Below are 12,434 nucleotides of genomic sequence, written 5' to 3'. Positions count from 1 at the left end.
GTCAGGGTTGTCCGGTTGCTCCCAATCCCCCTGCCGGACCGAGGGCGTATGACCGATGCGTGAAAATATTGTTAGGCGATTCCGATTTGAGATACCCACACGTTCTTAAATTTACTGAAATATTAAATTAGCGATGTTATTAGTAACATCGTCTACATCTGTGGTCGAGGGATTATTCAAAACAATAATACATACTTGTTCATCCAGATACCTGGTTATTCTATTTTTAAAGCCTACAATTCCACCTCCGTGGTAAACACTCTTACTAGCTTTATTATTAAATAGTTCTTCTTTAACAAACCAACCGTATCCATAACCAAATCCATAATCAGTAAACAGACGCTGCATTCGTTTATTTGAAACTAATTGGTTTAAAGATAGTGCAATTTCCCATTTGTACAAATCTTCTGTGGTCGATAAGAGATCTCCCCCACCTGATGCAATGGACATATCAATAAAATCAGAATTAACAATGCCATTTTTATGATCGAACTCATACCCGGACGCTCTTTGTAATATAATCTCCTTATATTTATCCGGTCCTGAACAATTCATAGATAAAGGGCGGAATATATTCTCTTTCAAAAATTCTTCATAGGACTGCCCTGTTACCATTTCAATTAAGTAAGCCAACAGTAAATAACCAGAATTCGAATATTTAAATTGAGTGCCAGGCTGAAAATCTAACGGGAGTTTCATTATTAACTCTGTACTTATAAGTAACGGAGTATATTCCTTCATTATTTTTTTGAAATCTTGGAGTTGAGTAATATTAGGGATTCCTGATGTATGAGTTAAAAGATGATGGATAGTTACACTTTCACTGTAGGGACAATGAGGAAAGAACTTGGCTAGTCTATCACTCTCGCTAAGTAAACCTCTCTCAAAAAGAATCATAATGGCCATTGAAGTAAATTGTTTGGTTATCGAACCAATACGAAATCTAGTTTCGGTTGTACACTTAATTTGATGTTCTCTATTTGCTATCCCAACTCCAGCATTAAATAATATTCTGTTGTTCTTGGAAACCAGAACAGCACCGCTAAATTCTTCTCTCTGGTATTTATTCTCTAAATAATCATTTATCTCGATTGTTAATTCATTCACCAAATCACCACTTTCGGGAATAATAACGTTTCTGAAGGAAACGATCATCGAGCTTTCACCTAACGTTTTGTGTTCAAGAACTTGCGTAGCAAGTTGTCATATGAATCACTACTCTACCAATCCCCATCATTGGACCAAAACGTAGCCGATGCTTGAATATGGTGTTATACAGATGTTGGTGCCTTCTTGACTTACTCACACATACTATAAATTAAATCCATCTTTAATTAATCTTGCAACTTCATCTGCACTTAAATTTGTATTATTGATTCTCAGATAATTCTCTCTAGTAATTTCTCCATCATTTGAATTGAGTCTATGTTTTTCCATCGTTTTGATTAAGTCCATTTCAGAATGTTCAATATTTCTTTTTGTTGGTTTTTGATCAAGTCTAAACGCCGTTGTATTTCGTTTTAATCTTTCTTCTATATTTGACTCTAATTCAACAAAATAAATTTCTGCTCCTTTCGATTCAAACATGTTACATGTTTGCTTGACGAATTCCCAGTCCTCCTGAAGATCAAACCCCCAAACGTAAGTGAAAATAAGTCCATACTGGTTGCTGCTTGCGAAAGATTCAAAAAGCTCTCTTCTTACGATACTTGATAACCTCCAAGTTTCAGTACCAAAACCAAAAAAGGGATGAAACAGCTCGATAGACATGTGATTGTGAAACAATTTCAATTCCGTTATTTTCGTTAATTCATGACCAACCGTCATCTTCCCAACAGCCTGTGGGCCAAATATCAGTATGAACTTAATAGTAATCACCCCTTTTTTTAATATCTTGCGCCAATTTCTTATAACGTTCTGTATTCACGAGCCCGAGAACCTTAAGGTAGCTTCAGCTGCCGACCGCGATGCGGTTAGGTTCGCAGTGTTGTTCGCCTGAACCCCACTTCTCTGAACTCCCTCGGGTGAACAGAGGACCGTCAGGTCCGATGCGTGGATATGATGTATATGCTGCACCGACCTCTTCAACCCACATCTACATTCTCATTTCATTGCACTCTACAAAACTGTTATTTTTCCTTATAGTCATTTGCTGCCTCTTTAATTTCTTCATTTTTAGAATTAATTCCCAATTCAATTCCCCAATCTAGTAATTTTGGAATTGCCTCTGAAAGTAGCTCTAACAATCTACGATACGCCCATTCATCGTCAAGACAAATTGCCGTTTTAGCTACATCAGGAAGATGTTCTATTAGCCAATCAGAAGGAATTGTTTTAATCTTTTTCCTCGCTATTTCAATTGGGTGGGTATTTTGTGGCTGGCAAGCCCATTCAATAAGGATAGTGAGTATTTTTGTTCCAAGCCCCGTAGGGATACGTTCAATATCTTCTAGTCTAGTTGATATGTTGGGAAATATTTGATTAATTTCATAATCTATTTTCAGTTCTTGCCATGATGCCATATCACTATTCATCATCCTTCCCTCCTAATACATTCATCCTCAATTGGAACTTAGATCTCCGGGATTGCATATAACGTTGCGCATTTCTGACGTCCAAACGGCTTAAGGACCGGAGGTTCGGGTGGCTTTGCCACTTAGCCGGTTGGATGTGTCGCCTGATTCCACTTCTCCGAAATCCCTCTTGAAGACCGAGGAGCGTCAGCGACGAAGCAAAAATGTATTGTTATACGCTGCCCCTTCTTCTTCGATTCCACATCCTTTATATGTCTTGTGTGTTTTATGTATTTAATATGTCTTTACGTATTTTATCTTTTAGTTCTATCTTTTGCTCCTATCAAATCCGTTTCCGCATAGGAAACATCCCCTCATTTACTCTCGTACGCCTTCAGCAGTATCAACTTTTGTTTGTGTAGTAACTTTATCCAAAGAACGCTAGCCTTATAAGAGGCTCGTGTTCCTCGGACCGGAGATTTGCCGATGGCTTCATTCAGATTCCTGCTCACGTTGGACACCTCTGCCTTAAGCTATGGCTTACTTCTACCCTCACCATTCGGGACTTAATCCTTGATATAGAATACACGCTGAACGCACAATCCAAATTTAAGAGGATTGTTGTCCTCCCTTTAATTCGCAATAGACAAATATGTATTAATGACATGCACAATACCAAAAAGTACTGTTGGTATAATAGCCAGATAATTTTGAAGCCAAATCTCAGCTAATATAAAATATACTACCGGGAGAACGGCCATCCCCAAAAAAATAATCGAGTTTGCGTTGCCTGTAAAATACAATATCCATAGCCCATAATAAAAAATCAACATTATTGCCATACCAATTATATACGGACATCGCATTTCAGATGCTTGTTTTCTTACAACAAATATCAGAAGAAAGAAAAATATCGCCTGACTTCCGTGCTCCAAAACATCTAAAATCAAATGGCTATTTGCATTGTTTCCTGATATATCTGACGCAGGAATTAAAAAATAAAATATATTTGGTATCATTGGCAATAAAAAGATTATCAGACCCTTCCATGAAAAACCAAAATGATAATTCATTTGATCCTCTCTTTCGCAAATAGAAATATTTTTTAGTTTGCACTTTATTATGAATCCGCTTCTCTGGTATTCCTCTTGATGACCAAGGAGCATAGCTAACGATGTGGAAATTTATTGTTATATGGTACACCTTCTAATATTCCGTTCATCCTGGTTTTCAACTGCTACGTTGTAAATGTATTCTTTCACCTAGTTTTATTATTTGTCATTCTTAAGGTGTTGCGTATAACGTTCCTGTATTCACGACCCGACGTATGTCGGGTATCCGGCGAATGCCGGATCAAGGGCGTATGCCCGCAGCGTGAATATTATGTTATAGGATGTCAGCATCTTCATCGAATACGCTCACTTTTATTTATGTTTTCAGTATTAAAATGCTTTTGATACATCATCACTTATCTAAGTTTGATTCCTTTTTTCAATTCTCTTCATGTCATTTCGATAAGCTTCTATATAAGACTTGTACTCTTCGAGATAGGAGCAATCAAACCATCCGCTTTTGTTGTTGATTTCATATAGCCCTGTATATCCGTACTGCTGGATCAAGAAATCCCAACCTACATCGTATATAATCGCTTCGAGAATCTGACAAAAATCAAATAATTGTTCAACTTGCTTTGTCGTCATTAAATCATTCTGTAAATAGTTTGTTCCATGTGGCTCTGGATATATACGATAAGCCAAACAAGCGTCATCACTGATTTGCTCCATAATTTGTTTTATACCTTCTTTAAGTTTTTATTAAGGGTTCCTGCTAATTTCCTATAACGTACCTATATTCACGACGTCCGACGCATGTCGGATATGTCCGGCTGCTTCTGCTTCCTCGAAATTCTGCTGCCGGACCGAGGGCGTATGCCCGATGCGTGAATATTATGTTATCAGATGGACTATGTCCGCTTCGAAAATGCTTACCAAATTTCTTCTCTCTTTAATATTTGTTTCGAAGTTAGATCTACAGCTAGCCACGTAGAAACGTCTTCTTCTATATTTCTATTCCAAGCTATTACAAAGTGTATTTGACATGTTTCTTCAGCATCAATTGGTGTCATCGGTACTTCAATGCCCTTATCTGAACTTATAATAAAACCGTACTTCTCAAAATCAGTATTTAAACATAAAGATTTAGGGATCATATCGCCTTGATCTCTTCTTGCTATTAACAATGGTGCATCCTGAGTGCCTAAATGTAATCGATAGTTTTCATTCTCATATTCAATGGCTTCAAGATCTTCCCCTGTGTTAGATCCGTAATCTTCCCAATTGTATCCCTCTTGCCAAAAAGCAGAAAATCTACAGGTACTGATCGAATAATTTATATTGGGTTTGATTCTAAATACCGCTCCCCAGCATTCTTCTACTGCCTGTTGTGAAGCAAAATCGAGCTTCGGCTTACAGATTACTAACTCACAATCAAAGGATTCATACTGATATTGGTAGAAGAATCCACCCTGCTTGAGTCGAAAGCAGTCAGTGGGAAAATAACATTCGTTAGAGACAGAAAGTAAAAATTCAATTGTTCCAAGAGGCGTACAGATTGAAGGTTGTAAAGTATCAATTTCTTGAATTAAGGCTTCTTCTCCACGAAAAAGCTTCATTTTCTTCCTCCCTCATAGTCTTTCTGATAACATCATATCTACGAACTTCGTGAATACCTCTCTTTTCAAACAATATCCGAACTACATATAATATAACCCAGATTAATCCATCTGCGAAGTCACGAACATACTTAAAAAAGCAGCCCCAGGGCGAACTGCTCCATTCGTTAGAAAAGACTAACCTGTTGGATGCAGTTTAACATTTGGGCTGCTCTTTCTTCACTCAACAAAAGAAGATTTACGGATAACCTATAGTGATCAACCTTTGCTCTCCTTCACCTAAAACATTTATTTCGCTCCGCTACTCCACACCACGCGCTCGCTCATCGCTTTATGCTGTGCAATCAGACATAGTTCTGCCGCTTTGAATGCATGTTCTTGCGTCATGGCTGTCTCGGTGCGATCAAGGCAATCGCGAATGAGCTGGCCGAAGAACGGATAACCGACTTTGCCCTTCACACTGTACCTAAACTCGCCTTCATGGTTTACCAGATAGACCTGATCTCCTTCCGGTTCTCTCGCTACATCGATATACTTCCGCAACTCGATATAACCGTCCGTTCCCAGAATAACTGTACGCCCATCGCCCCATGTGCCAAGACCATCCGGTGTGAACCAGTCCACTCGGAAGTAACCGGACGCTCCGTTGTCCCCGATCAGAGAAGCTTCGCCGAAGTCTTCCAATTCCGGGAACTGTGGGTGATTGAAGTTATGCACACGACTGAACCCTACCTCAGCGTCCGTACATGAGGCAAACGTCAGAAATTGTTCGATCTGGTGACTCCCGATATCACAGAGAATACCTCCATACTGCTCATGCTTGAAGAACCAGTCGGGTCTTCCTCCGGCATTTAAGCGATGCGGGCCTGTACCCATAACTTGCACTACTTTGCCGATTGCCCCCTGTTCAATGAGCTGCCCCGCATAGATCGCACTTTCTACATGCAGTCGTTCACTGTAATACACCATGTACTTTTTGCCCGTTCGCTTCACTTCTTCTCGTGCAAGCTTTAATTGCTCCAGCGTGGTAAATGGGGCTTTGTCTGTAAAATAATCCTTGCCTGCGGCCAGAACTCTCATACCAAGCGGCGCACGATCTGAAGTGATCGCTGCACTTGCCACCAATAACACTTCATCATCGGCGAGCACTTCGGCTTCAGATCCAGCGACTTGAGCCTGTGGGAACTGCTTCCGAAATGCCTCTACCTTCGCCGGGTCCGGATCATATACCCACTTGAGGGTAGCTCCAGCCTCCAACAATCCCCCAACCATGCCGTAGATGTGTCCATGATCCAGCGCAACAGCAGCAATAGTGAACTCACCCGGACCACATACGACCTCTTTTGTTACACTTTTTGGTGCATAAAACATTCCGTCTTTAGCCATGTTATCCCATCCTTTTTATAAAATGTTGATTACAATGAACTCGTCTATATAAGCTGAACTAGAGATTATTCACACAGACACTACGATGACAGAATAACCTTCCAATCGCTGTTATCCCCAGATTTTTTGATTCCCTTTTCCAAAGGGGAAAATCCGGGGATAAAGGCGAACGCTTCGCTTTTCCAGGTTTTTTCTGTCCTCTCCGTTACGTGTAAATGATTAGTTCAACTTATATAACAAATCGTCTTCATTTAAACGTCTGACTCAGATCAGCAGGTTGACTGCCACTGAATGCCTTGTCTTTCTTCGTCGTGGAACCAGCAATGCGTTCCTGCAGATGCTCATAGAACAGATCCTCATCGATCGGCAGATCCACCCAGTTATCCGTCCAGGTGGACAGCAGCATAGCGTTGGATAATGTTAATCCGTGTATACCATCTTCACCGGGAGCAATGAGTGGTGCGCCTGTACGAATGGCATCTACCCAGTTACGAATCAGACCGGGATGCCCCGTTTCCACACCTGTAATAGGAACCTCACACTTCCAGCATTCTGGCTGTCCAAAACCTCCGGTAAACCGCTGATTGAATTCAGGCTCAGATTCCCGAAGTCGCCAGAACGTAAGTTTTCCGTCTTCGATCACGATTTTACCTCGGTCTCCGTTGACCTCGAATCGGTTCGTACCCGGTGCTTCGCCAGTAGTCGTTACAAAGACACCTGTTGCTCCATTTTCATACTCCACATAAGCCGTTACATCATCTTCCACTTCAATGTTCCGATACTTGCCAAACGAACAAAAAGCACGCATTCGTACCGGCATCATGCCGATGGTCCACTGCCACAGATCCAGTTGATGCGGGTCCTGGTTAATCAGTACACCGCCACCTTCTCCTGCCCAAGTTGCACGCCAGCCGCCGGAATCATAGTAACTTTGGGATCGGTACCAGTTCGTAATAATCCAATTGGTACGGCGTACCTCGCCCAGTTCTCCCGAAGCGATTAAGTCTCTCAGCTTAATGTAGAGTGGGTTGGTCCGCTGGTTGTACATCATGGAAAAAACTTTACCGCTGGCTGCGGCCGCTTCATTCATCTTGCGTACCTGTTTCGTATACACACCGGCTGGCTTCTCGATCATGACATGCAAGCCATGCTGGAAAGCCTGAATGGCCTGTTCCGGATGGTCATAGTGCGGCGTTGCAATAATGACTGCATCAATCGTACCCGAAGCCATCATCTGCTCTGCATCCTGCCAATAGGTGACCGTTGCCGGAAGGTGACTGGATACCCAGCTCTCCATCTCTCTTCTTACATCACATACGGCGACCAGCTCTGCACCGGGTACTTCTCCAGCCACCAACGTTCTGGCATGTGCTGCTCCCATGTTTCCAATACCAATCACCGCTACTCGTACGATACTCATGACTGCTCCTCCTCGTCCACACGACGCTCAATTTCGGCGAAAACGTCTGCAAAATGCTGTAACATCGCCTTGGATTCCAAGGCACCACTAAAGTCCTCTATTCCATAGTATCCGTCATACCCGACAGCACGAAGATCCCGCACCATCTGTACCCAATCGACCATGCCTTCAGTCAGAGGGGTCCATTGACATCTCCAGGCTGTATTCAGAGCCAATCCGCTGCTCTTCTCAGTTACATTAGCCTTTTGCGAATCTTTCCCTTCTGCTTCAAACCACCCGGCATTCTTCACATGCACATGAGCCAGGTAAGGGCCTAACAACTCAAGTCCCATCCGATGATTCTCATATCCTTCATGCACCATATTGCCTGGATCGTACAACACACCCACATGCTGCGGGTCGAACGATTGCACAAGCCGATAGGCCAGCGATGCCGTCGGTGCAATCGTCTGGTGATGCGTCTCTACAATTGCCTTGATGTTGTACTGTTTGGCCAAATCCTGTACTTCACTCAGGTAATCAACGGCTTTACGATACAACTCAGGATAACGGGTCTTGCGATCATATCCAGGAACACCCACACGCATCATTGAAGCTCCTAACCCAACCGCAGCCTGAAACGCCTGCTCGGTGGCAGCTATATCTCCACAGTTCAGATACGGCACAAGTGCAATGGATTTCCGACCTTGCCCTAACGCTGCTTCACGAAAAACAGGAACTTGTTCCTCCCAACGGCCCGGATCTACCGAGCATCGATTATTTCTCCAATAAGACGGCTCTTCGGACATTGCCTCTTCAGGAATTCCACGGAATCTCCACTCAATACCATCAATCCCCGCTGCTGCCGCAGCCGATGCCAATTCCTCTGCATTCAGATCAGGGGTAGCCACAGTGAATACAGACAGTTTCATCATGCTCCATCTCCTTATGTAAACGTATTCATTTTATGTCGTAAAGGCATTGTATCACTCCACTGAACGTCACCATAGGGGAAAACGCCAACAGATGAATGACAGATAACGAACAGAGCATATTCCCCATTCAGAGATAACTTCTCCAGAGAATGATAAGATCTCATATCAAAAAGACATCCCTGGAACAGAATTCAATTCTGTTCAAAGATGCCTTGTACAATAACTATATCAGGTGAAATTCTAGGAAAAGGTTCCTATCCATTATCCAATCGCAACTTCAGTAGCAGATTCCGGTTCTGTTTCTGACTTTCGTACTCGTCCAATTTACAATCCGAACAAATTTGACTAATCCCGATCAAAGAACACGTGTTCAGCCTGTATCTTACCTTGCTCTATTGTCATGATACCAAATGAGTATTGCTTCTGAAAACGTTTATCCGTAGGCGACCCCGGATTAAATACCAGCGTGTTGTCAACAGTGTGCATCACCGGGATGTGTGAGTGTCCGTAGATCACAGCATCCACATGCTGGCCTGCAAAGGTATGAATTGCATTCTGCTCCGTACCCTTTGACCCGAGATGACCGTGCACAAGACCCAGACGAAGTCCTTCCACTTCAACAATGCGGGAATACCCCAGTTTTTCAGCGATTTCGGACGGGTCCGTATTACCAGCTACCCCTTCAACAGGCGCATACTCGCTAAGCAATGGATATACGCTCCAATCCGACCAGTCACCCGCATGAAGAATGAGATCGGCACTCGCAAGTACATCAACGAGCCTAGCCGGTAACTTCCGTGATTTACGTGATAAATGCGTGTCGGAGATGACTACAATTTTCATATAACAACCCACCTTTCCTTTACCTCTGACTACAATCTACTCTGACTGCGATGGGACAGCTAACATCTGGGAACTGGAACGTTCCATATCTTCAAGGGTTATGGATGCGAAGAACTGCTCCACTTTGGACTCAGCAACCTGATACAGATTGGTCAACAGGCTGTCTATATGCAAGCCCACTTCACAATCCGGGTTACAATTGCCGTGAATCGGGAACAATGGACCTTCGTCCTTCGCAGCCTGATAGATCATGTCTAATGTGATTTCACTTGATGGCTTCGCTAAGTAGAAGCCTCTTGTTCCAGGAGAAGAGTTCACTAATCCTGCCTTTTTCAGCCCGCCCAGTATACGTCTGACGACGACAGGGTTGGTATTCACGCTACCTGCAATATGTGCAGACGTGATTCGTTCAGGCGCGCTGAGTGACAATAACAACAAACAATGCACACTGACCGAAAAATGAGTACTCATGATTAACCACCTTTATTTAATATAATCCTAGTCATGCTGGTTTTATTCAGAGAACAGATCCTTCTCGGGACGTGCTCTGATCTTGAGTTGTCGCACACTATATTCCAGTTGTTTCACAATATCATCCAGCTGTTTGCGATCAATCTTGGTTGGATCTTCCACCGGTTTCGCGGACGACTTGAGATCTCGAATCGTTAACTGCTGTTCTTGCCATTTGTCCATCAGATCTGCAATATTGGCATAAAAACGTTCGTAATCTTTGATGACCAAGTCAAGATAAGCATCTACCTCATCCGGATCATAACCACGAAGTTTATAATTGAATTGTTTTTCATGAATCGATAACGCATCTAGCTGCACTCCCAATTGTTTGAACAATTGTTTCTGTTTATCCAATCTTCGTTTCATATGTTCATCCATATTGACAACCTCCATTATAAGCCAAGCCGTGGTCCCTTTACCCAGTGAAGAACATGCGGCATTTTCTCTCTCTATTTTTTATAACACATAATTCGTCAGATATAAAACGCTACGGCCCTATTCCTCACAAAAATGATTGCTTTTCATCCATTTCGGGTAAAGACTCACTACACCCCACAACGGGAAAAGGAGCGTGTTTTTATGAGTACATTAACCAAAGATCAACACCAAGAACTGAAAAAGGCCCTTTTGGAACAACGTGAAAACTTGCAGCGTCATTTTGAATCCAGCATGGAAGACGGTGCTCCGGCTCAGTCGCTGAAAGATTCAACCGGTGAGCTGTCCTCCTATGATAATCATCCTGCGGATGCTGGTACGGAAACATTTGAACGCAGCCGTGATCTGGCGATCGACGATACATTAACAGACGAATTCAATCAAGTGAACGACGCATTGGAACGTATGGAGCAAGGTACATACGGAACCTGTGTAACGTGCGGAAAAGATATTCCCTTCGAACGACTTGAAGCTATCCCATATACCGCCTACTGTATTGATGACACGCCTAATCGGGAGATCAGCAATGATCGGCCCGTAGAAGAAGAAGTGATGACCATGCCCCCGAGTGGTGCTGGCGAAGGAAGACAGCAGAACGCCGGCAAGTTCGACAACGCAGATGCTTGGGAAGCGGTCGAAGAATACGGTACTTCCAATTCACCCGCAACCGCTGCCAAACGTGATGTAAAAGACTATGATGAGAACATGTAATGTGATATTGAACTGAAACGGTTATGCGTCGTCATTGAAATTCATGTTGGAATTAATGCAATACAATGCACAACACACGACCGTTATTCCCTCTTATCACGCATTAAAAAGCCGCCTATGGCGGCTTTTTCTTGTTATCTCCAACATGTCTAGCACCTAAGCCTTTTACTTGTATTCAAGTTATAGTTAACACTGAACACATGTATGCCGTCCGTTTATTCTTCTGATTCAAGATCAGATGATGCAGATTCCTGCCGCTTAGAAACAGATCGAGATCGGGACTTTTTCGGAGTTGATTCACCCTTACCAGACGTAGCTTTCTTTTTCTCTTTTGCATCTGTCTTAGAAGCAGGTATTTTCACTATAGGTTTAGAGAGGGCAGAGAATAACTGAAAGACCTCATCTTCCCCTCGGTGATTCTCTTTCGTTGTATAGGGTTCACAGAGTTTTATAATGTTCTTATATAATTCCTCTACCTCGTCTCGAGTAGCATACAACGTAATATCCGAGAGAAACATCCGATTTTCGGTTTCCGCCTGATGCATGAATCGCTGACGACTTTGTTCGAACATTTCATTCAATAACTTGAGCGTTTCGGACCGAAATACCTGTTTCAATGGGGAGTTTTCCTTATCTTCATCTTCATGGCGAAGATGGATCTCTCCCGTAAACGGTTCGTAATACTTTGCTATAATCCCATTAATCTCACGCGTAGAAACGATGGTCAGCAGACCGATTTTCTCCAGTTTTTTCACATGATAGTGCACTTTGGCGGGCACCTCACCCATCTGATCGGCAATCTCTTTGACAGTGGATGGTCTGCCTTGCTTGTTAAACATATTCATAATCTGTATCCGATACGGATCGGAGTAGATCTTAATTTCTTCAATTGTTGAAAGAACTTTGTGCTGCATCCCTGTAGCCTCATTTCCGGGGTACCTGTTGTCCATCGATATCTCTATTATACCGCTGCGTCAGGACTTCGGTCAAAACAAGCCGGCGATGACACGTTATCACAAAATCAGATC

At 42.7% G+C, this 12,434-nt stretch carries 15 protein-coding genes; 1 reads left to right on the top strand and 14 read right to left on the bottom strand.

Annotation, left to right across the window (positions count from 1 at the left end; translation table 11 throughout):
• Positions 1-111: 111 nt before the first annotated feature.
• The 13 genes from NKT06_RS11835 to NKT06_RS11775 form a co-directional block, all read right to left on the bottom strand.
• On the bottom strand, positions 112-1,155 hold the full coding sequence (locus NKT06_RS11835) for a serine hydrolase domain-containing protein (protein ID WP_253434046.1): 1,044 nt from the start codon (positions 1,153-1,155) through the stop codon (positions 112-114).
• A gap of 156 nt (positions 1,156-1,311) precedes the next feature.
• On the bottom strand, positions 1,312-1,869 hold the full coding sequence (locus tag NKT06_RS11830; protein ID WP_253442505.1) for an AAA family ATPase: 558 nt from the start codon (positions 1,867-1,869) through the stop codon (positions 1,312-1,314).
• Between the two features lie 82 nt (positions 1,870-1,951).
• Positions 1,952-2,095: a hypothetical protein gene (locus tag NKT06_RS11825; RefSeq protein ID WP_253434044.1), complete on the bottom strand. Its 144-nt coding sequence runs from the start codon at positions 2,093-2,095 to the stop codon at positions 1,952-1,954.
• Between the two features lie 34 nt (positions 2,096-2,129).
• A complete protein-coding gene (locus NKT06_RS11820) occupies positions 2,130-2,537 on the bottom strand; it encodes a hypothetical protein (protein ID WP_253434040.1) in 408 nt (135 codons plus the stop codon).
• A gap of 608 nt (positions 2,538-3,145) precedes the next feature.
• Positions 3,146-3,586, bottom strand: a complete 441-nt coding sequence (locus NKT06_RS11815; protein WP_253434037.1) for a hypothetical protein — start codon at positions 3,584-3,586, stop codon at positions 3,146-3,148.
• Between the two features lie 399 nt (positions 3,587-3,985).
• On the bottom strand, positions 3,986-4,297 hold the full coding sequence (locus NKT06_RS11810) for a hypothetical protein (RefSeq protein ID WP_253434034.1): 312 nt from the start codon (positions 4,295-4,297) through the stop codon (positions 3,986-3,988).
• A gap of 200 nt (positions 4,298-4,497) precedes the next feature.
• Positions 4,498-5,184 (bottom strand): hypothetical protein, encoded by a 687-nt coding sequence (locus tag NKT06_RS11805; RefSeq protein WP_253434031.1) that lies wholly within the window; start codon positions 5,182-5,184, stop codon positions 4,498-4,500.
• 288 nt (positions 5,185-5,472) lie between these two features.
• Positions 5,473-6,570 (bottom strand): Gfo/Idh/MocA family protein, encoded by a 1,098-nt coding sequence (locus NKT06_RS11800; protein ID WP_253434029.1) that lies wholly within the window; start codon positions 6,568-6,570, stop codon positions 5,473-5,475.
• Between the two features lie 247 nt (positions 6,571-6,817).
• The gene (locus tag NKT06_RS11795) at positions 6,818-7,990 is read right to left on the bottom strand and encodes a Gfo/Idh/MocA family protein (protein ID WP_150367624.1); all 1,173 of its coding nucleotides are present in this window, start codon (positions 7,988-7,990) and stop codon (positions 6,818-6,820) included.
• A complete protein-coding gene (locus NKT06_RS11790) occupies positions 7,987-8,901 on the bottom strand; it encodes a sugar phosphate isomerase/epimerase family protein (RefSeq protein ID WP_253442503.1) in 915 nt (304 codons plus the stop codon). The genes NKT06_RS11795 and NKT06_RS11790 overlap by 4 nt, the downstream gene beginning before the upstream one ends.
• A 348-nt stretch (positions 8,902-9,249) precedes the next feature.
• On the bottom strand, positions 9,250-9,747 hold the full coding sequence (locus NKT06_RS11785; protein ID WP_253434026.1) for a metallophosphoesterase family protein: 498 nt from the start codon (positions 9,745-9,747) through the stop codon (positions 9,250-9,252).
• Between the two features lie 36 nt (positions 9,748-9,783).
• Positions 9,784-10,218: an Rrf2 family transcriptional regulator gene (locus NKT06_RS11780; protein WP_149846528.1), complete on the bottom strand. Its 435-nt coding sequence runs from the start codon at positions 10,216-10,218 to the stop codon at positions 9,784-9,786.
• A gap of 42 nt (positions 10,219-10,260) precedes the next feature.
• Positions 10,261-10,638, bottom strand: coding sequence for a DivIVA domain-containing protein (locus NKT06_RS11775; RefSeq protein WP_253434023.1), 378 nt, complete (start codon positions 10,636-10,638; stop codon positions 10,261-10,263).
• A gap of 201 nt (positions 10,639-10,839) precedes the next feature.
• Between NKT06_RS11775 and NKT06_RS11770 the strand changes: the two genes are divergently transcribed.
• Positions 10,840-11,406 carry a TraR/DksA C4-type zinc finger protein gene (locus NKT06_RS11770; protein ID WP_253434019.1) on the top strand — a complete coding sequence of 189 codons (567 nt, stop codon included), beginning with the start codon at positions 10,840-10,842 and terminating at the stop codon, positions 11,404-11,406.
• A gap of 215 nt (positions 11,407-11,621) precedes the next feature.
• Here the strand turns inward: NKT06_RS11770 and NKT06_RS11765 are convergent, their stop codons facing one another.
• The gene (locus NKT06_RS11765; protein ID WP_253434016.1) at positions 11,622-12,320 is read right to left on the bottom strand and encodes an ArsR/SmtB family transcription factor; all 699 of its coding nucleotides are present in this window, start codon (positions 12,318-12,320) and stop codon (positions 11,622-11,624) included.
• Positions 12,321-12,434: the final 114 nt, after the last annotated feature.

The organism is Paenibacillus sp. 1781tsa1 (genome assembly GCF_024159265.1).
Taxonomy (GTDB): domain Bacteria; phylum Bacillota; class Bacilli; order Paenibacillales; family Paenibacillaceae; genus Paenibacillus.
Note: the sequence above shows the minus strand (reverse complement) of the source record. Positions and strands in the feature narration are given on the sequence as shown.